The sequence below is a fragment of the Pseudonocardia sp. T1-2H genome (assembly GCF_038039215.1).
Lineage (GTDB): Bacteria > Actinomycetota > Actinomycetes > Mycobacteriales > Pseudonocardiaceae > Pseudonocardia.
In genome coordinates this window covers 3,749,524-3,771,519 of record NZ_JBBPCL010000001.1, presented here as the reverse complement: position 1 = coordinate 3,771,519, position 21,996 = coordinate 3,749,524, and the positions used below count along the sequence as shown (strand labels likewise).

The 21,996-nt window shown below is 71.0% G+C and carries 15 protein-coding genes and 1 pseudogene; 10 read left to right on the top strand and 6 right to left on the bottom strand.

Annotation, left to right across the window (positions count from 1 at the left end):
- Nucleotide 1: 1 nt before the first annotated feature.
- The 4 genes from WBK50_RS18590 to WBK50_RS18575 all read left to right on the top strand — a co-directional run bounded on the left by WBK50_RS18590 (nt 2) and on the right by WBK50_RS18575 (nt 3,911).
- On the top strand, nt 2-1,507 hold the full coding sequence (locus WBK50_RS18590) for a complex I subunit 4 family protein (protein ID WP_341336827.1): 1,506 nt from the start codon (nt 2-4) through the stop codon (nt 1,505-1,507).
- The gene (locus WBK50_RS18585; RefSeq protein WP_341336826.1) at nt 1,504-2,919 is read left to right on the top strand and encodes an NADH-quinone oxidoreductase subunit N; all 1,416 of its coding nucleotides are present in this window, start codon (nt 1,504-1,506) and stop codon (nt 2,917-2,919) included. Before WBK50_RS18590 ends, WBK50_RS18585 begins: the two co-directional genes overlap by 4 nt.
- A 129-nt stretch (nt 2,920-3,048) precedes the next feature.
- A complete protein-coding gene (locus WBK50_RS18580) occupies nt 3,049-3,381 on the top strand; it encodes a DUF6092 family protein (RefSeq protein ID WP_341336825.1) in 333 nt (110 codons plus the stop codon).
- A complete protein-coding gene (locus WBK50_RS18575) occupies nt 3,312-3,911 on the top strand; it encodes a nitroreductase family protein (protein ID WP_341336824.1) in 600 nt (199 codons plus the stop codon). The genes WBK50_RS18580 and WBK50_RS18575 overlap by 70 nt, the downstream gene beginning before the upstream one ends.
- 935 nt (nt 3,912-4,846) lie before the next feature.
- On the opposite strand, the gene WBK50_RS18570 is transcribed toward WBK50_RS18575, so the two are convergent.
- Complete coding sequence (locus tag WBK50_RS18570) at nt 4,847-7,381, bottom strand: ATP-dependent Clp protease ATP-binding subunit (RefSeq protein WP_341336823.1); 2,535 nt, start codon at nt 7,379-7,381, stop codon at nt 4,847-4,849.
- A gap of 277 nt (nt 7,382-7,658) precedes the next feature.
- Entirely contained in the window at nt 7,659-9,791 is a 2,133-nt protein-coding gene (locus tag WBK50_RS18565) for an acyltransferase family protein (RefSeq protein ID WP_341336822.1), read from the bottom strand.
- A gap of 102 nt (nt 9,792-9,893) precedes the next feature.
- Here WBK50_RS18565 and WBK50_RS18560 point away from each other — a divergent pair, with 102 nt between their 5' ends.
- Entirely contained in the window at nt 9,894-10,862 is a 969-nt protein-coding gene (locus tag WBK50_RS18560; RefSeq protein ID WP_341336821.1) for a trimeric intracellular cation channel family protein, read from the top strand.
- A gap of 21 nt (nt 10,863-10,883) precedes the next feature.
- On the opposite strand, the gene WBK50_RS18555 is transcribed toward WBK50_RS18560, so the two are convergent.
- Nucleotides 10,884-11,576 (bottom strand): hypothetical protein, encoded by a 693-nt coding sequence (locus tag WBK50_RS18555; RefSeq protein ID WP_341336820.1) that lies wholly within the window; start codon nt 11,574-11,576, stop codon nt 10,884-10,886.
- Nucleotides 11,531-12,814, bottom strand: coding sequence for an FAD-dependent monooxygenase (locus tag WBK50_RS18550; RefSeq protein WP_341336819.1), 1,284 nt, complete (start codon nt 12,812-12,814; stop codon nt 11,531-11,533). Before WBK50_RS18550 ends, WBK50_RS18555 begins: the two co-directional genes overlap by 46 nt.
- Nucleotides 12,815-13,286: 472 nt before the next feature.
- Between WBK50_RS18550 and WBK50_RS18545 the strand changes: the two genes are divergently transcribed.
- Together WBK50_RS18545 and WBK50_RS18540 are read left to right on the top strand one after the other, a co-directional pair.
- Nucleotides 13,287-15,254, top strand: coding sequence for an APC family permease (locus WBK50_RS18545; protein WP_341336818.1), 1,968 nt, complete (start codon nt 13,287-13,289; stop codon nt 15,252-15,254).
- A 381-nt stretch (nt 15,255-15,635) separates the two neighbouring features.
- Nucleotides 15,636-17,096 (top strand): LCP family protein, encoded by a 1,461-nt coding sequence (locus WBK50_RS18540; protein ID WP_341336817.1) that lies wholly within the window; start codon nt 15,636-15,638, stop codon nt 17,094-17,096.
- Nucleotides 17,097-17,317: 221 nt separating this feature from the next.
- Here the strand turns inward: WBK50_RS18540 and WBK50_RS18535 are convergent.
- Nucleotides 17,318-17,952, bottom strand: a pseudogene (locus tag WBK50_RS18535) (TetR/AcrR family transcriptional regulator).
- 162 nt (nt 17,953-18,114) lie between these two features.
- Between WBK50_RS18535 and WBK50_RS18530 the strand changes: the two are divergent.
- Entirely contained in the window at nt 18,115-19,323 is a 1,209-nt protein-coding gene (locus WBK50_RS18530) for a cytochrome P450 (protein WP_341336816.1), read from the top strand.
- 27 nt (nt 19,324-19,350) lie between these two features.
- Nucleotides 19,351-19,548: a ferredoxin gene (locus WBK50_RS18525; RefSeq protein WP_341336815.1), complete on the top strand. Its 198-nt coding sequence runs from the start codon at nt 19,351-19,353 to the stop codon at nt 19,546-19,548.
- Between the two features lie 52 nt (nt 19,549-19,600).
- On the opposite strand, the gene asnB is transcribed toward WBK50_RS18525, so the two are convergent.
- Complete coding sequence (gene asnB, locus WBK50_RS18520) at nt 19,601-21,457, bottom strand: asparagine synthase (glutamine-hydrolyzing) (protein WP_341336814.1); 1,857 nt, start codon at nt 21,455-21,457, stop codon at nt 19,601-19,603.
- Nucleotides 21,458-21,656: 199 nt separating this feature from the next.
- Here asnB and WBK50_RS18515 point away from each other — a divergent pair, with 199 nt between their 5' ends.
- Entirely contained in the window at nt 21,657-21,869 is a 213-nt protein-coding gene (locus WBK50_RS18515) for a hypothetical protein (protein WP_341336813.1), read from the top strand.
- Nucleotides 21,870-21,996: the final 127 nt, after the last annotated feature.

Below are 21,996 nucleotides of genomic sequence, written 5' to 3'. Positions count from 1 at the left end.
TGTGCTGTCCTTGATCGTCTTCTGGCCCGCCCTGGTGGGCGCGGTGCTGCTGTGCCTGCCGGCCCGGCTCCCGGCGCGGCTGTTCGTGGGCGCGTGGATCGCGGCCGGGATGCTCGACCTCGCCCTGGTCGTCGCGGTGTGGCTGCGGCTGCCCCCGCAGGGTTACGGGTTCGAGGAGCGGCTGCCCTGGATCCCGAGCGCGGGGATCTCCTACCACCTCGGCGTCGACGGGCTGTCCCTGCCGCTGCTCGCGCTCACCGCCGTGCTGTTCCTCGCCTGCGCCGTGTTCGCGCTGAGAGAGACCCGCCGGGTCAAGCCCTACGTGGTGCTGTTCCTGGCCCTGCAGACGGTGAGCACGGGGCTGTTCGCGGCGCTCGACCTCATCCTGTTCTTCCTCTTCTTCGACCTGTCGATCGTGCTGATGTACTTCGTGATCGCCGGGTGGGGGCACGGCGAACGGGCCCGGGCCGCGGCGCTGAAGTTCTTCCTCTACACGTTCCTCGGCTCGCTCGCGCTGCTGCTCGGCATCATCGCGCTGTTCCTCGCCGCCGTACCGCACACCTTCGACATCCCGGCCCTGACCGCCGCGAATCCGCTGGCGGGCGGAGGCCTGTACGCGGGGCTGACCCTGCTGGCGCTCGGCGTCGGCCTCGCGGTGAAGACCCCGACGGTGCCGTTCCACACCTGGCTGCCGCCCGCGCACACCGAGGCGCCGGCGACCGGTTCGGCGATCCTCGCCGGGGTCCTGCTGAAGATGGGCGCCTACGGTTTCGTGCGGATCGCGATGCCGCTGCTGCCGGCGAGCTGGCGGCAGTACGCACTGGTGGTCGTGATCGTCGGGGTCGTCTCCGTGGTGTACGGCGCGCTCGTCGCCCTGGCCCAGACCGACGTCAAACGCATGATCGCCTACACCTCGATCAACCACATGGGCTACGTGGTGCTCGGCGTGGGCGCGGCCGGTCTGGTGGCCGGGGGCGACGTGCAGGCCCGCGCCCTCGCCACGACGGGCGCCGTCACGCAGATGGTGTCGCACGGCCTGATCACCGGTGCGCTGTTCCTGCTGGCCGGGGTGCTGCACGAGCGCGGCGGGACCTACGACATGCGGGCGTACTCGGGCCTGGCCGCGCGCACCCCGCGGTTCGCCGCACTGTTCGCGGTCGCCGCGTTCGCCTCGCTCGGGCTGCCCGGGTTCTCCGGGTTCATCGCGGAGTTCCAGGTCTTCACCGGGGCGCTCGGGGCGGCCCCGGTCCCGACCGCCCTGGCCGTCACCGGCATCCTCGTCACCGCGGCGCTGTTCCTGCTGGCGCTGCAGCGGCTGTTCCTCGGTCCGCTGCGGACGCCCGACGCCCCCGGCGCGCCGCGTCCTCTCCCGGACGTCCGGGCGAGCGAGGCGCTGGCGGTCGCACCGCTGCTCGCGCTCGCGCTGGTGATCGGGGTCCTGCCGCGCGTCCTGCTCGACGTGATCGAGCCCGCCGCGCGGGGGCTCGTGGAGCTGGTGGCGCGATGACCGGCATGAACGAGAACCCGCTGGCGCTGCTCCCGGAGCTCTTCCTGCTCGGCGGCGCGGTCGCCGGCCTGCTGCTCGGGTCCTGGTCACCGCGCAGGCGCCAGGGCCTGGTCCGGTGGCTCGCGACGGCGACCGCCGTGGGCGGGCTGGTCGCCACGGCGTCCGCCCGGCAGGGCGAGACGGTGTTCGGCGGCGCCTATGCCGTCGACACGGCGACCACGGCCGCTCGCGCGATCGTTCTGGTGTCGGTACTGCTCGCGCTGTGGCTCTCGGCGGACGCGGTCGCCGGGCACCGCCGGGAGACCGAGTTCGCCGTGCTCGTCCAGCTCGGTGGCCTCGGGGCGGTCGTCATGGCCGGAGCGAACGACCTGCTGCTGCTCTTCGCCGCGTTCCTGCTGGCCGGCGTGCCGTTCTACGCGGTCGTGGGCTGGGCCGGCGACGCGCGCGCGACCGAGGCGGCGATGAAGTACTACCTGTCCGGCGCGTTCTCCGGGGTCGCGATGGTCACCGGTGTCGCCCTGGTCTACGGGGCGGGCCGGGCGACCGCCTACCCGGCCCTGCGCGAGGGGCTGGCCACCGCGCCGGCCGCGCTCGCGGCGGTCGGGCTGGTCGCCGTGCTCGCCGGACTGGCCTTCAAGGCGGGAGCGGTGCCGGCCCAGTTCTGGGTCCCCGACGTCACCGACGGCACCCCCGCGCCGGTCGCCGCCGTCGTCACCACGATCCCGAAGGTCGGTGCCCTCGTCGGCGCCTACCGGCTCCTGGACGTGGCCGTGCCCGCCGACGTCGTCGCCTGGCCCGTGCTGCTCGCGGTGCTGGCCGCGGCGTCGATGAGCCTGGGCAACCTGGCCGCGTTCTTCCAGACCTCCGTCCAGCGGCTGCTCGCGTACTCGACGATCTCGCAGGTCGGCTACCTGCTCATGGCCGTCGCGGTGGCGGGTCGCGCACCGGAGGCGCTCCCGGGCCTGCTGTTCTACCTCGCCGGCTACGCGGTGACGAACCTCGGCGCCTTCGCCGTGGTCGCCGCCCTGCCCCGGGCCCGCACCCTGGACGACATGCGGGGCCTCGCGAGGCGGGCCCCCGCGCCGGCCGGAGCACTGGTGGTGTGCCTGCTCGGGCTGATCGGGACGCCGCCGACCGCGGTGTTCCTCGGCAAGCTGACCCTGTTCACCGCCGCCGTCGACGGCGGGATGGCCTGGCTGGCCGTCGTCGCGATCGTGAACACGGTGGCCAGCGTCTTCTACTACCTGCGCTGGATCGCGCCCGCCTTCCGGGCGGGGGCCGGGGACGGCGCCGAGCAGCCGGTCGCCCGGCGGGCGACCGTGGTCGCGGTGCTCGCCGCCGCGGTGTCGGTGCTGCTCGGGATCGGGGGTGGGGCGGTGCTGCCGCTGGTCATCGGGGGCCTCGTGTCGTGACCGGCAGAGCCGGTTCCCGGCGCGGTGTCGCGCTCACCGTTCGTGGCGGGCGGACGCTGCCCCCCACCGTCCGGGCCCCCGAGGCAGCGGCTCTTGGCGTGTCGCACGCCGGGGGCCACGATGAGGCGCATGTCCGCCGCCTGGGTCCTCGACGAGGACGACGCGCTGGAGTTGCTCGCCTACCTCGTCACCGCCGCCCGTACCCAGGTCGACGAAGCCGCCGAGTACGGCCCGATGAGGCTGCTCACGGCCGCGCACCGGCTCGCCGAGAAGATCGACTCGCGGTCGCGGGACAGGACGGGCGCGCTGGTGGACGGCCCGCTCCGGACGATGCCGCTGTTGGCCGTGCCCCGGGACGACCGCGACGGCTACGTGGCGCGCCTGGACGAGGTGTGCCGCTCGGTCGCGGAGATTCTTCTCGCGCGGTACGCGTCGGCTCCGGGGACGACGGGCCCGGCGTGACCGATCCCGTGCTTGCCGCCATCCGGAGCCGTCGCGTGGTCCGGGCGATGACGGAGGAGCCGGTCGGGCGCGACACGGTCGAGGCGGTCCTCGACGCCGGCCGTTGGGCGCCCACCGCCGGGAACCGGCACCTCCAGCGGTTCGTGGCGACCGTCGATCCCGGCACGCTCCGGGTGCTGCGCATGGTGTCGCCGGGGATGATCCAGCGCCCGACGGCGGCGGTGACGATCTGCGTCGACCGGGCCTCGGCGGAGGCCTACGGATTCCGGCCGGACGCACCGGGACTGTCCGTCGACGTCGGCACCGCCGCCGCGACCATGCTGCTCGCCGCGCACGCCCTGGGTGTGGGCGCCGGCCCGGTGAGCTCGTTCAGCCGCGCCGCGGTCGGCGTGGTGCTGGCGGTGCCCGCGGGATGGGTCCCGGAGCCGATCGTGTGTCTCGGCCATCCGGAAGCGGTCCAGCCTCCGGCGCTGAACCCCCGGCGTGCGCTGGGCTGGCAGGACCTCACGACCTGGGTCCCGGCGGAGTGAGCGATCGCTCGCTCATCCTCGCCTGCACTCACGGGCGTGTACGGGGTCATCGGCAAGGCGCACCTCCGCGCGTGACCTGCCAGACGACGGCGCTCCGCCGCCGTCGCGGCGTCAGGTGGCCGGCGGCGGTTCGTCCGTCGTCGCACCCGGGCAGCTCTCGAGGTGCCGGGAGAGGGCGCGGACGAGCCCCTCGTCGCTGAACGCAATGACACGGGCCTCGGCGCACCACGGGCAGGTCCGTGTCAGTCCGGGTGCAGGTGGTGGCGTGTTCACCAGCGGCAGCCTAGGCGCGCCGACCGGGATGGAGCCCGTTGTCCGGGCGAGCGTCACACCGTGGCGTCCGTGACGTGACATGGCGGCCGGCCGGTTGCAGCGGACCGTGGGCGGGCCCGGCCGACTGGGCGTCCCCTCCGAATCCGCTGGTCCGACCGTGTTGTCCGCCGGACGGGCGGCGTGTGCCGGGTGGCCAAACTTCAGGCGGTTCGGTTCATTCCGCGAGTTCCCCGCGATGTGTGGGTACCGACACTGCCCGCGATGCGCTCGCCAAGCGGGACGCTGCCTTCGCCGAGGCCGCGGACACGGGGCGCTCACCAGGCCGCCGCCTATCGCGCGGCCGAGGTGCAGGACGCCGCCGGTGCCGCCGCCGCGCATGCGGTCGAGGCGGTGGACCGGGCCGTGGCCGCCGAGCGCGCCTGCGACGGGGCCTCGCAGGACGTCGCCAGCGGCAGGTCTCGGACGAGGCGACTCGCCGCGATCCAGCTGTCGTTGACCGGCCGCCGAGTTCGGCCGCGGAGCTGTGCGGAGGCCTGGAGTTCCCCGGCGCCTCCTGCGGCCGAAGTCAACGGCCTCGCGAGGTAGCTCTGGCTTCGCCTCGCGGGTACCTCTGACTTTGCGTCGCGGGCGACTCTGGTGTCCGGTCCTGCGCCGGGGCGCTGCTATTCCTCGCTCATGGCGACGGGGAGGGTGTCGGGCACGCTGAGGGCGGGCTTGGGCTGGCCATGGAAGACGAAGTGGGCCTTGTCCTGCGCGGTGCGGGTGGTGTCGGTGGGGTCGAAGCCTTGGGTGTCGATGATGACGATCTGGCCGGGCGCGATCTCGCCGAACAGGAGCTTCTCCGAGAGCCGGTCCTCGATCTCGCGCTGGATCGTGCGGCGCAGCGGCCGCGCGCCGAGCACCAGGTCGAAGCCCCGGCGGGCGAGCAGCGTGCGCGCGTTCGGCATGAGCTCGATCGCCATGTCCTTGGTCCGCAGCGCCGCCTCGACCCGAGCGATCATCAGATCCACCATGGAGACGATCTGCGGCTCGGTCAGCGGGTGGAACACGACGATGTCGTCGATGCGGTTCAAGAACTCCGGCCTGAAGTGCTTCTTCAGCTCGTCGTTGACCTTCGTCTTCATCCGCTCGTAGTTCGACGCCTCGTCGTTGCTCTGCGCGAAGCCGAGCCCGACCGCCTTCGAGATGTCCTGGGTACCCAGGTTCGAGGTGAAGATCAGCACGGTGTTCTTGAAGTCGACCGTGCGACCCTGGCCGTCGGTGAGACGGCCGTCCTCGAGGACCTGCAGGAGCGTGTTGTAGATCTCCTGGTGGGCCTTCTCGATCTCGTCGAACAGCACGACCGAGAACGGCTTGCGCCGCACCTTCTCGGTGAGCTGGCCGCCCTCCTCGTAGCCCACGTACCCGGGAGGGGCACCGAAGAGCCGCGAGGCGGTGTAGCGGTCCTGGAACTCGCCCATGTCGATCTGGATGAGCGCGTCGTCCTCGCCGAACAGGAAGTTCGCCAGCGCCTTCGAGAGCTCGGTCTTACCGACACCGGACGGGCCGGCGAAGATGAACGAGCCGGAGGGGCGCTTCGGGTCCTTCAGCCCGGCACGGGTCCGGCGGATCGCCTTGGCGACCGACTTGACGGCCTCGCCCTGGCCGATGATCCGCTTGTGGACTTCGTCCTCCATGCGGAGCAGACGAGTGGTCTCGGCCTCGGTCAGCTTGAAGACCGGGATGCCGGTCCAGTTGCCCAGGACCTCGGCGATCTGCTCGTCGTCGACCTCGGCCACGACGTCCAGGCCACCAGCCCGCCACTGCTTCTCCCACTCGGACTTATCGCCGAGCAGGGTCTTCTCCCAGTTGCGCAGCTGTACGGCCCGCTTGAAGTCCTGGCCGTCGATCGCCAGCTCCTTGTCCCGGCGCACGTTCGCGATCTTCTCGTCGAACTCGCGCAGCTGTGGCGGCGCGGTCATCCGGCGGATCCGCATCCGGGCACCGGCCTCGTCGATCAGGTCGATCGCCTTGTCCGGCAGGAACCGGTCCGAGATGTAGCGGTCCGCCAGCGTGGCGGCGGCGACCAGCGCCGCGTCGGTGTAACTGACCCGGTGGTGCGCCTCGTAGCGGTCCCGCAGGCCCTTGAGGATCTCGATGGTGTGCGTGACGCTCGGCTCGGCGACCTGGATCGGCTGGAAACGGCGCTCCAGGGCGGGGTCCTTCTCCACGTGCTTGCGGTACTCGTCGAGCGTGGTCGCGCCGACGGTCTGCAGCTCGCCACGGGCCAGCATCGGCTTGAGGATGCTCGCGGCGTCGATCGCGCCCTCGGCGGCACCCGCACCCACCAGGGTGTGCATCTCGTCGATGAACAGGATGATGTCGCCCCGGGTGCGGATCTCCTTGAGCACCTTCTTCAGCCGCTCCTCGAAGTCACCCCGATACCGCGAACCGGCCACCAGCGAGCCCATATCCAGGGTGTAGAGCTGCTTGTCCTTCAGCGTCTCCGGGACCTCGCCCTTGACGATGTCCTGGGCCAGCCCCTCGACGACGGCGGTCTTGCCCACTCCGGCCTCACCCACCAGAGCGGGGTTGTTCTTGGTGCGCCGCGAGAGCACCTGCATGACCCGCTCGATCTCCTTCTCGCGGCCGATGACCGGGTCCAGCTTGCCCTCGCGGGCCTGCTGGGTCAGGTTGCGGCCGAACTGATCCAACAGCGGCGACCCGGCCGGGACAATCTCGCCGGGAGCACTCGAGGCGCCGGTGCCGGGTTCCGGCTCTGGGTCGCCGGAGAGCTGCTGCAGCACCTGCTGGCGCACCCGGCCGAGGTCGGCGCCGAGCTTGAACAGCACCCGCGCGGCAATGCCCTCGCCCTCGCGGATCAGCCCGAGCAGGATGTGCTCGGTGCCGACGTAGTTGTGGCCCAGCTGCAGCGCCTCACGCAGCGACAGCTCCAGGACCTTCTTCGCCCTCGGGGTGAAGGGGATGTGCTCACTGGGCGCCTGCCGACCCTGGCCGATGATCTCCTCGACCTGATGGCGGACCCCGTCGAGGGCGATGCCCAGCGACTCGAGCGCCTTCGCCGCGACGCCCTCATCCTCGTGGATCAGCCCCAGCAGGAGGTGCTCGGTGCCGATGTAGTTGTGGTCGAGCATCCTGGCCTCTTCCTTCGCCAGGACGACCACCCGCCGTGCGCCGTCGGTGAACCGTTCGAACATGTCGCACTTCCTGACTGCGCCGGGTAGCCGGCGGGCGCCGGGCGTACCGGCAGCGCAACACCCCCCACTGTAGGCGCCGAACCAGGCTCATCGCCTCGTTCTACCCAGCTGGGAACCAGCTTAGAGCGTCGGTTTGACCGTGAGGATGGCGTGGCCGGCCCTGCTGGTGTGGGTCGGTGCGTGGCAGCAGTGGGCGGACCCCGCGTCTCGTTCAGACGACGTTGCTCAGCTGCCCGCGGTCGCCCTCGTCTCCTTCTGCGTCCTCCGCGATCCCGCCTCATCCTCCCGGCAGTGCGCTGTCGATCTCCGCGGCCATCACGGGGGCCAGCATCGCGGCGTACTCGACGGTGATGTGGTTGTCGTCGCGGTAGACGAGGTCGTTGGCCACGATCAGCGGGCACGTGTCGGCGGTGCAGAACAGGTCGGCCAGGTCGGCGAAGCGGCCGCCACCGGTCCGGGTCGCCGCGTCCTCCGCGGCGATGCCCTGCGCGTTCACCGCTGCGGCCCGGTCCGGGGCGCAGGCGGTCGCGGAGTCGAGGTGGTCGGACAGGCAGGTGGGCGCCCAGGTGCGCGGGTCCGGCACAGGCCCCAGCACGAGGACGGTCGACCCGGCGGCCCGCAGTGTGGCCACGGTTCGGGTCAGCGCGGCCTGCCACGAGGCGTCGTAGGAGGTGAAGTCGAAGTCGGCGCCGTACCGGCGGGACATGGCCAGCAGTACGAGCGAGGGGTGCTCGGCCTGCAGCCGGCTGAGCACCGTCGCCCGCCACTGCTCGCACTCGGTGAACTCCCGGCCGAGGTAGGGGCTCCTGGTGGGCAGATCCAGCAGGAACGGGCACGTGGCCTTCGCGAGGACGTCGAGGCGCCAGTGCCGTTGCTCGGCCAGTGGCTCGACCGTCGGATACCAGTTGGCGGAGTGCGAGTCGCCGACCAGCGCGACCGTCGACGTCCCCGCCGGGTCACCGAACACGCAGGGCGGCTGCGCGGAGGTGGTGTAGCTCTGATCGCAACCGTTCTGGAAGGGCAAGGCCGTGTCGGAGGACGCCTGTGCCAGGGGTGGCGTGAGGTTGGTCGGCACAGCCCGGGCGCCGGCCGCGGCTGCCACCGCCGTCTGCACCTGGCGGGTGAGCGCCTGCAGCTGCGCCTCTCGCGGGTCGGGAGCGGGCGCCGTCGGCCCTGTCGAGCCGTCCGGGACGCCGAGCTTCGGCGCGGCAATCGCGGCTCCGTGCCCCACCGTCGCCGGCGCCAGGACGAGCGCCATCAACGCGGCGCAGACGCCGGCCGCGGTCAGTCCGCCGCCGACGAGCAGGCTGCGTAGCGGCGAGCGGTGCAGTGGCGCGGCGAAGCGGACCGGGTTCTCGACCAGGACGAGGGTGCCCGCCGCGAGCACGCCCGAGACCGCGGCCGCGGCCAGCCGGGCCGGCAGCCCCAGCGGGTGACCGAGGACCGCGGGAGCCAGCACGAGGACCGGCCAGTGCCACAGGTACCAGGAGTACGACACGCGCCCGACCGCCCGCAGCGGCGGCAGCCCGAGCACCGCTCCGGCCCCCCATGCGGGCCCGGCGCATCCGGCGGCGATCACCAGCGCCGTCCCGAGGACGGGGGCGAGCGCCGCTGTCCCCGGGAACGGCGTCGAGCCGCTGAGCAGCACGCAGCTGCCCACCACGAGAGCGAGCCCCGCCCAGCCCGAGAGCCCCGCGACAGCGGGCGGCGCCCGGTGCCAGAGCGGCACGCCCAGCGCCACCAGCCCACCGACGCCGAGCTCCCACGCCCGCGTCGGCAGCGAGAAGTAGGCCCAGGGCGGGCTCGTGTTGGTCCATGCGAGGGAGCCTGCGAACGAGGCCCCCGTCACCAGGGCGAGCGCGGCGAACGGCGCCACGACCGGGGTGGCCGACCGCCGCGCGAGACGCCGGCCGAGCACCGCGGCGAGCACGACCAGCGTCGGCCAGAGCAGGTAGAACTGCTCCTCGACACCCAGCGACCAGTAGTGCTGGAACGGAGAGGGCGCTTGGTTCTCCGCGAGGTAATCCGTGCCCTGCAGGGCCAGGCGGTAGTTGCCCACGTAGAGCGCGTTGGCCACGGCGTCGCCGAGCACCCTGCGGACCTGCAGCGGCGGCAGCACGGCGGTCGCGACCGCCGCCGTGGCGACGAGGACCGTGATCGCGGACGGCAGCAACCGACGCGCCCGCGCAGCGTAGAACCGGGCAGGCCGCGCCCGGCCGGTCTTCCCCACCTCGCGCCACAGCAGGCCGGTGATCAGGAACCCGGAGAGCACGAAGAAGACGTCCACGCCGACGAACCCGCCGGCGATCCGCGGCACCGCCGCGTGGAAGAGGACGACGGCCAGGACCGCGACGGCCCGCAGGCCCTCGATGTCCGGCCGGAACGGGCGTCCCGGGGCCCCCTCCTCCATCACCCGAGCCTACGGACGGCGCCCTTTCCCCGGCGACTCCGGCGAAGCTACGGATTCCCCAGCTGGATTCGGCGAAAGGAATCCAGCTGGGAACCCCTGTGAATGCCCAGCACGCCACGGATAGGGCGAGCGGCGATGAACCCGCACACTTCGCACACAGCCATGCCGCACTCCTCCCGGTCGATCGATCCGCTGTTCGCTCCGGTAGTTGCCCGGAGGCGTCGGCTCCATGCGCCGGTCACCGCTGCTGCGGGGGAATCTGCCGGGGACCGGACGGGTTGGGCCCCGCCCGGGGCGGTACACGCTCCGCAGACTCAGCCAGTCGTGATCGGCAGGCCCGCGGTTGGGGCGAGCGGCAGCGACTCGTCCTCCGATCCGACGGTCACCGGTGATCCCTTGGACGCATCGAGGGCGGCCACGAGCAGGTCGGCCGACCACCCACCGGGAGTGGTGTCGGCTCGTCCGCGGGCCCGTGGACGGCATGCTGAGCTGAGCGTCGTTGGAAGTGGCGATCGCCGGACGTGGCATGGCGCGCCGAGATGCGTTGAGGGGGCGGTCAGCGAGGTCTTTCGCGACGTTGACCTGACCGGGGTGTTCGCGAATGCCGTGCTCGGTGGGGTGATTGCCCGCCACGAACGGCTCGATCCCATCGGGTTCGCGGCGTTGGCGATCATGTCCGGGCTGGGTGGCGGGGCGATTCGCGACACCCTGCTGCAGCACGGCACACCGATCGCGCTGACCGACGCTCGGCCAGCATGTCCTGCCCATGCCCCGCCGGGCAGGTCGGCACCCGCCGCGGCGCGGTGCTCTCCGCCGCTGACAGCCTGCGGATCACCGTGCACGGAGGTCGCCTACACCTACTGGGGCATCGGCGGAACCGACCCCGACACCTACCGCGCCGCCGAGGCGGCCGGCACCCTCAGCCGCGACCTCCCGGTCAACCACTCCGCCCGGTTCGCGCCGGTCATCCAGCCAACCCTCGACACCGGCACCGAAGCCCTGGTCACCGCCGCCCTGGCCTGGCTCGCCCCCACCCCCTCCCCGGCAGCGCCGGTGCGTCACGGCACGTAGACGGCGCCGGACGTGTCGGCCCTACTCGGCGTCGATCAGGATCCCGGCGAAGAAGTCGGCCAGTGCCTCGTGTCCGTGCAGTGGGAGCACGTGCGAGACGTACTGGTCCGGGCGGACGACGACCATGCAGCCCGTCTCGCGGTTCACGCCTCGCAGCGCGAAGATGTCATCGGCCTTCGGGTCGGGGCAGAACATCTTCTCGTAGTCGACCAGGCCGAGTTTGCCCTTCTTCGGCAGCAGGACCGACGGCATCTTGTCGACGGCCAGGTCACGATGCCCCTGCTGGAAGACGGCACGGACATCGATCACCGAGTCGGGATCGGCCCCGGCCGGCGTGAAGCACTTGATCGGAGACGCGTCCGACTCCAAGAACTCGCACAAACCTCGGAAATGGGAGTCTCCGCCCGTCGGGTCCTTCTGGTCGGCGAAGATGTAGAGGCGCCAGGCGCCGTCCGCCCGGGCGACATGGCCGAGGTGGACGGGCTTGGCGTCGGCCAACCGGACAACCGGGGCGGAGTGGAAGCGCATCCCGACCGGGAAGCCCTCGGCGAGGTGCTGGAACATCGCCTCGGCGGTGATCATCGACGGGGCGTATATGGTCGCGACTCCCGCGGTGAAGCGGCCTTGCGTGATGAAGTACTGCTGGAACTCCTCCGGGTCGACACCCTCTACATCGTCACTGTCACCGGACTCGGTCGGGTGGGCGCTGAACATCTTGGAGAACTCGCGGTCGAAATCGATGAGCTGCTCGGCGATCTTCTGGCGTTCCTCGGAATAGGTGTGCAGCAGTTCCGGCTTGGCCGTCCCCTGAGGACGGCGCCCAGCTTCCACCCGAGGTTCCAGGTGTCGGCCATGGACACGTTCATGCCCTGACCGGCCTTGGCGCTGTGCGTGTGGCAGGCATCGCCCGCGATGAACACCCGCGGCAGACGGGTGGCCATCTCCGCTACCGGCACGTCGTCGAACTTGTCGCACAGACGCTGGCCGATCTCGTACACCGCCCACCATGCGACGTCTTCGACCTCGACGGTGTACGGGTGCAGGATCCGGTTCGCGACCGTGGCCAGCTTCTCCGGGGTGACATTCCGGTTGTCGAGCATCTCCTTGTCCCGGACATTGTCCAGCGCGACGTAGAACCGGACCATGTATCCGCCCTCACGCGGGATGATGAGGATGTTGCCCTGGTTGGCGGAGTGGATCGCGCACTTGAGCCGGATGTCCGGGAAGTCGGTGACCGCAAAGGCGTCCATGACACCCCAGGACTGGTTCATCGGGTCGCCGACCAGTTCGCGGCCGATCGCGGTCCGGGTGCCGCTGCGTGAGCCGTCGCTGCCGACGACGTACTTGGCCCGGACAGTCGAGGTCTCCCCGGTCTCCTCGAAGTCCTTCATGTGCTGCAGGGTGACCGTCACCGGGTACTCCGACGAGCCGCTGCCGTCGATCTGGACGTCGCTGGCGTGGAGGCCGTAGAACGGCTCCAACCTGCTTGCCGACCGCTCCATGTGGTCCAGGAGGTAGTCGAGCATCCGCGCTTGGTTGACGATCACGTGCGGCATCTCCGACAAGCCTTCTTCGACATCCTGGATGCGCCCCGTCCGCTTGATCTTGCTCGGGTCGTCCGGGTCCGGCCGCCAGAAGGCGACCTCGTTGACCCGGTACGCCTCCTCGACCAGACGATCAGCCAGGCCGAACGCCTCGAACATCTCCACGCTGCGGCAGGCGACCCCGTCGGCCTGGCCCACCTCGAGCGGACCGTCCTTGCGGTCGACGACCACGGTCCTGATGTCGGGGAAGTTGGCCATCTGTGCAGCCAGGACCAGACCGGCCGGACCGCACCCGATGATCAGGACGTCGACATCCGCGGGGAGGCCTCCCGGCCGCTCCGCGACGGACGGATGCGGGTCCTCGATGAACGGGTCGCCGGTCTTGTAGCCGTTGAGATAGAACTGCATCGTTCATGCCCCTCTGGACGTTGGTAGCTGCGCCGGGCGCCGCTGCGGGTCGATCTCAGAGTCAAGGCCGAGAACCCTCGGTCTTCCTCACCTAGTGGAAGAGTCCACCGAAGCTGCCAGGTCGGTCCGGGCGCCTCTCGCGGGCGCGGTGATAGGCGATTCTGCGAGGTGGCGCCCTGCCGGTTCAGTTCGGCACGGACCTTGACGAGATCGATCTCATTCAGGTCAGCAAGGAACGCCGCCCCGACGCCAGCGGCGCGCACCGCCTCGGCGATGGTGTCCTTGCTCAGGTCGGCCTCGGGCGGTACCCGACCCATGCGGACGCGTCGTCGGTCAGTGCCATCTGGGTCGCACCGGCGTTCTCCTCCAGGCGCTCGACGCGTACGGATCTTGACGAAATTCTGACGCTCCTTCCCCGGAAACAGACGCGACCATGACGGGGTCGGTCCGGCCGGGCGCCGATACTTGCGGCATGTTCGAGGTGGTCAAGCGGCTCCTCGTCGGTCGACCGCTGCGCAGCTCCCGTCTGGGTGAGACGCTGCTGCCCAAGCGGATCGCGCTCGCGGTCTTCTGCTCGGACCCGATCTCGTCCGTGGCCTACGCGACCGAACAGATCGTGTTGGTCCTGGCCGCCGGCGGGCTGGCCGCGCTGCAGGCAACTCCATGGGTCGGCCTGGTCGTGGTGCTGCTGCTGGTCACGGTGGTCGCCTCGTACCGGCAGACCTGCTACGCCTACCCGAGCGGCGGCGGGGCCTACGTGGTCAGCCGGGAGAACCTCGGCGAGAACGCGTCGCTCGCGGCCGCCGCGGCACTCTTGGTCGACTACGTCATGACTGTGACGGTTTCGGTGACCTCGGGCGTGGTCGCGGTGACCTCGGCGTTCCCCGTGCTGTCCCGCCACGCCGTCGCCCTCGCGATCGTGCTGGTCGTCGTGCTGACGCTGATGAACCTGCGCGGCACGCGCGAGTCCGGGCGGGCCTTCGCCGTGCCCACCTACGCGTTCGTCGGGCTCACGTTGTTGCTGTTCGTCTGGGCTGGTGTCCGCGCGCTGACCGACGGGCTTCCGCAGGCTGCCACGGCGTCGGTTCCGGTTCCGCCCTCCACCGGGCTCGCCGGGCTCGCGATGGTGCTGCTGCTGGTTCGGGCGTTCTCCTCGGGATGCACCGCGCTGACCGGGGTCGAGGCGATCAGCAACGGGGTACCTGCCTTCCGCAAGCCGAAGGCCCGCAACGCCGCGACCACTCTCACCCTGATGGGGCTCATCGCAGTCGTGCTCTTCGGCGGCATCACCGTCCTCGCGGTCGCGCTGAACGCGCGAGCGCTGCCCGACGGTGACCCCTCGGTGATCTCGCAGATCGCCGGCGCGGTGTTCGGCGGCAGTTCCCCGCTGTTCTACCTGTTCCAGGCGGCCACGGCCGCGATCCTCGTGCTGGCCGCCAACACCGCCTTCAACGGCTTCCCGGTGCTGGCCTCGATCCTGGCCCGGGACTGGTACCTGCCTCGTCAGCTGCACAACCGCGGTGACCGACTGGTGTTCTCCAACGGGGTCGTGCTGCTCGCGGCCGCGTCCGTCGCGTTGATCATCGGTTTCGACGCCAACCTGGACCGGCTCATCCAGCTCTACATCGTGGGGGTGTTCACCAGTTTCACCCTCTCCCAGCTCGGCATGGTCCGGCACTGGCAGCGGATCCTGCGTGCACCCGACCTCGTCGGCCGCGCCGGGATGCGGCGTGCGCAGTCGGTGAACGCCCTCGGAGCGGTGTTCACCGCGGTCGTGCTCGTCGTCGTGTTCGCGACCAAGGTGACCCACGGCGCCTGGATCGCGGTCCTGGCGATGATCGCGCTCTTCGCAGCGATGCGGGCCGTCAACCGCTACTACGCCCGGGTCACCGCCGAGGTCACGCCCGGCCAGGACGACGCCCTCGGCACCCGTCCCAGCCACGTGCACGCGATCGTGCTGGTGTCCCGCCTGCACAAACCCGCCCTGCGCGCCCTCGAGCTCGCCCGCACGATCTGCCCGGACAGCCTCACAGCGGTCACCCTGGACGTCGACGAGGTCGACACCCGGAAGCTGCGGGCCGACTGGGAGAAGCTGAGCATCCCGGTTCGCCTGACCGTCCTGGAGGCCCCCTATCGCGACCTCGGACGCCCCCTCATCTCCTATGTCAAGCGGCTGCGCGCCGACAACCCCGGCACCGTCGTCATGGTGTTCCTGCCCGAGTACGTGGTCACCCGGTGGTGGCAGCAGCTGCTGCACAACCAGAGCGCGCTGCGGCTCAAGACCCGCCTGCTGTTCACGCCCGGTGTCGTCGTGGTCGACGTGCCCTACCACCTCGGCGTGGGCGAACAAGGCTGGCTCGGGCGCCGCCCACCGCGACCCACCGACGCGGCAATGCCGCAGACCACTGCAGTAACCGCAGCTGGAAGCCGCAGCTCCTGAGCCTTCCTGGCCGGCCCGCGATCCGGATAGTGGTCACCCTCAGGCGGGGCGCTGGGTGGCTGTCCGCTCCGGCGGGCAGCGGGTAGAAGCTGTGGTGCGTGGCGGGGTCGACGGCGACCACGTGAGCTCCGTCGGCCAGGTGAGAACTGGCGGGCGGCCGGCCCCGCAGCCCACGGTCGAGCTTTCGTGGCGCGAGCGGGGTCTCGTCCTCGCCCACTTGGACCACCGTGACTTCACCTGAACTTCGCGGCCGCTGTGAGACCTTCCCTGTCAGCCGCGCGAGGCTGCCGCCGGACGTGCTCGCGCCGTCGACGGCTGCCGACGGCAGGTCACGAAACGACAGGAGGCCTGTTGTCCGGCGTGCGTTCGCGTGGAGGTCCGATGCGGGCGGGTCGGGTACTCGTCGCCGTTCTCTCGGCGGCGGTGCTGCTGGTCACCGGATACGGGTGGTCGGCCTACCACCGGATCGACCGCGGCCTCGCGACGAGCGACGTCCTCGGCACGAATCGCCCATCGGACGGGGCCACCGACATCCTGCTCGTCGGCCTCGACAGCCGGACGGACGGTCACGGCAACCCGCTGCCCCAGCAGGTGCTCGACGAACTGAGCGCCGGCACGGACACCGGGACGCTCAACACCGACACCCTCGTGCTCGTGCGGGTCCCGAACGACGCTACGGCCGTCGCGACGGCGATCTCGATCCCGCGCGACTCCTACGTCGACGTTCCCGGGTTCGGCACGCACAAGATCAACTCTGCGTACGAGCGCGCGATGACCGACGCGCGGGCCTCATTGGAGGAAAGGGGCGTCACCGGGGCGGACTTGGAGACCCAGGCCAGCCAGGCCGGGCGGCGTGAGCTGATCTCCACCGTCGAGCAGCTCACCGGCGCATCCGTCGACCACTACGCGGAGGTGAATCTGGTGGGGTTCGCCGAGGTCACCCGGGCGGTGGGCGGCGTCCCGGTATGCCTCGTGGCACCCGTCCAGGACTCCTATTCCGGCGTCGACCTGCCCGCGGGTCCCCAGACCCTCGAGGGCGCGCAGGCTCTGGCGTTCGTCCGGCAGCGGCACGGGCTTCCGCGCGGCGACCTGGACCGCATCGTGCGCCAGCAGGCGTTCATGGCGAGCCTCGCGCATCAGTTGCTCTCGGCCGGAACCCTCGCGGACCCGACCGCCCTCGCCGGGCTGATCAGCGCCGTCAACCGCTACATCGTCATCGACCAGGGCTGGGACCTGCTGCGGTTCGCGACGCAGGCCCAGGGGCTCACCGGTGGGAACGTCCAGTTCCGCACCATCCCGACGGGTCGTCTTGCCCTCCCGACTCCCTCCGACGGCGCGGCGGTCGAGGTGAACCCGGCTCTGGTCCGTTCCTTCGTCGCCGGCGTCAGCTCACCCTCCGCTGCCGCTTCCGCGGATCCGGGCACCGCCGCCTCCTCGGCCGCGACCGTCGACGTCGAGAATGCCAGTGGCCGCACCGGGCTCGCCGCGGCCGTGCAGAGCGTCCTCGACGACCACGGCATGGTGCCCGGGACGCTCGGCAACGCCGCCACGACGGCGAGGTCGGTCGTCCGCGCCGACGCCGCCACGGCGGCGGCCGCGGCCCAGGTCGCCCGGATCCTCGGGGGGCTCACCGTCGTGGACGACGGCGCCGTGGCCGCCGGACACGTCAAGATCGTGCTCGGGCGGGACTACCGTGGACCGGAGGTCAGCGGCAGCCCGACCTCGGCCTCGGACCCGGACGGGCCCTCGGCGGGGACGACGCCGGGCGGAACCGGAGGCGCCGATCCTGCAGCGTCCGACGCGCCGCCCATCACCGCGGGCGGCCTGCCCTGCGTGAACTGAGCGACCGGTCTTCAACCGAGCACTGTTCAGTCGCCGACCCGGTGAACGTTCGTGGTCAGCGCACCGACGCCGGGCCGCGGTCGTCGTTCCGCGTCGGGTGGCGGCGCCTCCCTGGCCGGCGCGGCCGGCCACGGCGGTGTGGGGCGGGGCGGGGCGGTCGCAGTACAGCAGGCCGACCACATAGCCGATGTTGACAGCGGCTCGAGCTCAGCGCGGCGGGGTCAGAGACCCAGGTCCTCGCCGGTCAGGGGGCGACCGGGGAGGTCGGTACCGGGCTGGGCGCGCAGGCCGTCGAGCATCAGCGTCATGCACCGCTCCGGTGCCAGTCGAGCGGCCTCCTCGTAGGGCACGGGCAGTTGGCGTACCAGCAGCACGAACATCATCGCCACGTCACCGGTGTCGATATCGGTACGCAGGGTGCCTTCGGTCTGCGCGGCGTGCACCACGCCGTCGAGCACCTCGATCATCGCGCGGCGCAGCTCGTCGGTCTCCGCATCCTCGGAAACGATCGTCCTGGCCAGCGGCGAGGCCATAGCGAGCTGGATGGTCAACCGGAGTTCCTGCGACTGGCGCAGAAACCGGACCAGCGCCTGCCACGCCGTGGCTTCCTCCGCTACCGCGGTGCGCACCTCGGCCAGTGCATTGCCGAAGTTGTCCCGGGCCACTGCCCTGACCAAAGCTTCCCGATCGGGAAGCGGCGGTACAGAGTCCCGACCCCGACGCCGGCCGCGCGGGCGATCTCCTCCATCGGAACATCCGGGCCCTGCGCGGCGAACCGTTCCTTCGCCGCAGCCAGGATCTGGTCGCGGTTACGACGCGCATCGGCCCGCAGGCCCGTCGCCGAATCCGCCGTCATCGCCACCATCTCTGCAGGTTGCCCAGATCTTCGCACGTCGTCCGGTTCGCCGACGAGGCGTCACCAACGGCCGGTGGACGCAAGCCCTCCACGTGCGTAGCCTGAGCCAGGTAAACGGAATAGGAGCCTCCACATAGGCTTTGTCCGGATTGGGGCCTCGCCATGACTCAGGTGGCCGACCAGCACGTTCCGACATTCCCGATGCAGCGCACCTGCCCGTTCAGCCCGCCGGCCGAGTACGGCGAGCTCCGCGAGGCGACCCCGATCACCCGCGCTCTGCTGCCGTCCGGACGGCATGCCTGGTTGGTGACCAGACACGCGGATGTGCGCGCGATGTTGGCCGACCCGCGGTTCAGCTCCGATCGCCGCCACCCCGACTTCCCGCGGCTGATCAAGTTCCCGCAGCCCAGCTTGAACTTCACCCCGTCGCTGATCGGGATGGATCCGCCCGAACACGGTCCGGCACGGCGCGCGGTGGTCGGCGAGTTCACCGTCAAGCGGATCCAGGCGCTACGCCCGCGGATCCAGGAGATCGTCGACGACTGCATCGACGCGATGCTGGCCGGGCCGCGGCCGACAGACCTGGTGCAGGCGCTCTCGCTGCCAGTGCCCTCGCTGGTCATCTGCGAGCTGCTCGGCGTGCCCTATGCCGACCACGAGTTCTTCCAGTCACGGTCGAAGCTGCTGTTCTCCCGCACCACGAGCCCGCAGGCGCGGCAGGTCGGGATCGACGAGCTCCGCTCCTATCTCGACGACCTGGTCACCGGGAAGGAACGCGAGCCGAGCGAGGACCTGCTCGGCCGACAGGTGCTCAGGCAGCGCCAGACCGCCACCGAGGACCACGCGGCGCTGGTCTCGCTCGCGTTCCTGCTGCTGATCGCCGGACACGAGACCACCGCGAACATGATCTCGCTGGGCACCGTCGCGCTCCTGGAGAACCCGGAGCAGCTCGCCATCATCAGGGCCGACCCGGGCAATACCCCCGCCGCCGTCGAGGAGCTACTGCGGTACTTCACCATCGTCGACACGGCAACGTCGCGGCTGGCACTCGAGGACGTGGAGCTGGGCGGGGTACACATCCGGGCCGGCGAGGGCGTGATCGCGCTGGGCAACGCGGCCAACCGCGATCCGGAGGCCTTCGAGGACCCGGACGCCCTCGACGTCGAGCGCGGCGCCCGGCACCACGTGGCATTCGGTTTCGGCGCCCACCAGTGTCTCGGGCAGAACCTGGCGCGGACGGAGCTGCAGATCGTGTTCGACACGCTGTTCCAGCGCATCCCGCAGCTGCGGCTCGCGACCGCTGTCGGCAACCTGCCGTTCAAGGACGACGTCGTCATCTACGGCCTCCACGCGCTCCCGGTGACCTGGTAGAGCCGGCAGAGGCGGGGAGGTGCAGTCGTGCGAATCGTGGCGGACACCGGGCGTTGCGTGGGTGCCGGGCAGTGCGTGCTCGCCGAGCCCGAGATCTTCGACCAGGACGAGGACGAAGGCACGGTCGTGCTGCGCACCGAACAGGTGAGTGGGGACGCCCTGGAACACGTGCGGCAAGCCGTCCACATCTGCCCCAGTCAAGCGCTCTCGCTGAGCGAGGACTGAGCGGGACCACTCCGGGATCCTCGGCGGGATCCCGGAGCAGCACCCGCTCGGTTCAGGCGGCGATGTCCAGTGTCGGCTGGTAGCGGCGCAGCCAGGCGTCGAGCTGGAGCACGTTCTCGATCCTCGCGCGGGCCGACTCGAGGCTCCGGGAGCCGACCTCCTGCTCGGTCAGCGCCCGTGCGGCGTCCCGGTTGATGAGCGGCAGGACCGGCGAGTCCTCGGCTACCAGCAGCTTGGCGAGCTGGTCGCGCAGCATCTGCTCGTAGCCGGGGTCCTGAGTGGACGGGTACGGGCTCTTGACCCGCTCGAGGATCGACTTCGGCAGCACATCGCGGGCCGCGGCCCGCAGCAGGCTCTTCTCCCGGCCGTCGAACGTCTTGAGCGCCCACGGGGTGTTGAACACGTACTGGACCAGGCGGTGGTCGCAGAACGGCACCCGGACCTCGAGGCCGCTGGCCATGCTCATCCGGTCCTTGCGGTCGAGCAGTATCTGCACGAACCGGGTGAGGTGCAGGTAGCAGACCTCCCGCATCCGGCGCTCCTGCGCCGAGACACCGTCGACGTGCGGCACCTCCGCGAGAGCGTCGCGGTAGGAGGCGTCGCGGTAGCCGGGCAGGTCCAGCTTCTGCAGCAGGCCCGGCTCGAACAGGCTGCCGCTCTCGTCGAGCGGGCTGCGACCCGGCACCGCCATCCACGGGAAGGTGTCGGCGTTGACCGCCGCCGCGTCGTGGAACCAGCGGTACCCGCCGAAGACCTCGTCGGCCGACTCACCCGACAGGGCCACCGTCGAGCGACCCCGAATCGCCTTGAACAGCAGATACAGCGAGGTGTCCATGTCCCCGATGCTCACCGGCAGGTCCCGGGCCCGCAGCACCGCGGCCCGGGCGTCCGGGTCCATCAGGTCGTCGTTGGACAGGGTGATGTCGCTGTGGTTCGCGCCGACGTGTTCGGCGAGCTCACGGACGTACGGGCCGTCGGGGGTGTCACGCATCGGGTCGGCGCTGAAGTTCTCCTCGTAGCCGACGAACCCGACCGAGAACGAGCGCACCGGCCCGGCGCCGGCCGCGGCGAGCTTCTGCGCGGCCAGCGCGGTCACGGCGCTGGAGTCCAGGCCCCCCGAGAGCAGCGAGCACAGCGGCACATCGGAGATCAGCTGGCGGGCGACGATGTCGTCGAGCAGCTCACGGACGTGAGCCACAGTGGTGTCCCGGTCGTCGGTGTGCTCGAGGGCCTCCAGCTGCCAATAGCGCCGGATGGTGAGGCCGTCGCGGTTCACCCGGACCAGCGAGCCCGGGCGGACCTCGTGCATGCCCTTGTAGATCCCGTGGCCAGGGGTCTTCACGTGGGCGAGCAGTTCGCGCAGGCCGTCGGTGTCGAGTGCGGCCGGCGCCGACGGATGGGCGAGGATCGCCTTGGGCTCGGAGCCGAACAGCACGCCGTCGGGGGTCGGGTAGTAGTACAGCGGCTTGACGCCCATGCGGTCCCGGACCAGGAACAGCTCCTCGCGCCGGGCATCCCACAGCGCGAACGCGAACATCCCGTTGAGGCGATCGACGACGTCCTCGCCCCACTCGAGGTAGCCGTGCAGCACGACCTCGGTGTCACTGTCGGTCCGGAACGTGTGGCCGCGCCCCTGCAGCTCGGCGCGCAGTTCGGTGAAGTTGTAGACCTCGCCGCTGTAGACGATCGTCGCCAGCGTCTCGCCGTTCTCCGTGACGGTCATCGGCTGCCGTCCGCCGGGCACGTCGATGATCGCGAGCCGGCGGTGACCGAGCGCGGCGTGCCGGCTCGTCCACAGCCCCTGGTCGTCCGGGCCCCGGCAGGCCATGGTGTCGACCATCGGCTGCACGCGAGTCCGCTCGCGCTCGAGGTCCCCCCGGAAGTCGCACTGTCCTGCAATGCCACACATAGCGCCTGCCTCCTCCTTGTCGCCCGGTTACGCACCGGCAACAAGCGGCCACCTGCCTGTGACATCTCGACCGTAGGACCATCTCGTTAGCTATCGCAACCAAGTCGCAGGACTGATCGAAGTCCGCGGCGGGCGGAGGGGTCGTTTCGGCTGAGGAGGGGGCGCCTCGACTCCGGAGATCATCGGTGAAGATCACCCGATGGTGGTCTACGTCGAGGACGGCCGGGTCGTGATCGAGACCCGGGAGCAACTCGCCCAGCGGATCCGCCGCGAGATCGCCGAGTCCTGGACCGGGGAGGGCTCGGTGGTCGACGAGCTGATCGCGGACCGCCGCGCCGAGGCCGCCCGGGAAGACCACCGTCCGGCTCATCCGCTGGCCAGCCCCGTCATGGTCTACGAGCTCGACCCCTGACACCGGACACTGCTGCCATCGTCGGGCAGCGTCGGCGAGCCGGACGACAACGCCGATGCCGAGGCGTTCTGGGGACGGATGCGGACCGAGCTGCTCGACCGGCAGCGCCGGCGCACCCGCGTCGAGC

Excerpts from the sequence above, each read along its gene's own strand:
- WBK50_RS18585 (WP_341336826.1), top strand. The coding sequence starts at position 1,504 with ATGACCGGCATGAACGAGAACCCGCTGGCGCTGCTCCCGGAGCTCTTC.
- WBK50_RS18580 (WP_341336825.1), top strand. The coding sequence starts at position 3,049 with ATGTCCGCCGCCTGGGTCCTCGACGAGGACGACGCGCTGGAGTTGCTC.
- WBK50_RS18570 (WP_341336823.1), bottom strand. The coding sequence starts at position 7,381 with ATGTTCGAACGGTTCACCGACGGCGCACGGCGGGTGGTCGTCCTGGCG.
- WBK50_RS18565 (WP_341336822.1), bottom strand. The coding sequence starts at position 9,791 with ATGGAGGAGGGGGCCCCGGGACGCCCGTTCCGGCCGGACATCGAGGGC.
- WBK50_RS18560 (WP_341336821.1), top strand. The coding sequence starts at position 9,894 with ATGCCCAGCACGCCACGGATAGGGCGAGCGGCGATGAACCCGCACACT.
- WBK50_RS18555 (WP_341336820.1), bottom strand. The coding sequence starts at position 11,576 with ATGTTCAGCGCCCACCCGACCGAGTCCGGTGACAGTGACGATGTAGAG.
- WBK50_RS18550 (WP_341336819.1), bottom strand. The coding sequence starts at position 12,814 with ATGCAGTTCTATCTCAACGGCTACAAGACCGGCGACCCGTTCATCGAG.
- WBK50_RS18545 (WP_341336818.1), top strand. The coding sequence starts at position 13,287 with ATGTTCGAGGTGGTCAAGCGGCTCCTCGTCGGTCGACCGCTGCGCAGC.
- WBK50_RS18540 (WP_341336817.1), top strand. The coding sequence starts at position 15,636 with ATGCGGGCGGGTCGGGTACTCGTCGCCGTTCTCTCGGCGGCGGTGCTG.
- WBK50_RS18530 (WP_341336816.1), top strand. The coding sequence starts at position 18,115 with ATGACTCAGGTGGCCGACCAGCACGTTCCGACATTCCCGATGCAGCGC.
- asnB (WP_341336814.1), bottom strand. The coding sequence starts at position 21,457 with ATGTGTGGCATTGCAGGACAGTGCGACTTCCGGGGGGACCTCGAGCGC.
- WBK50_RS18515 (WP_341336813.1), top strand. The coding sequence starts at position 21,657 with ATGGTGGTCTACGTCGAGGACGGCCGGGTCGTGATCGAGACCCGGGAG.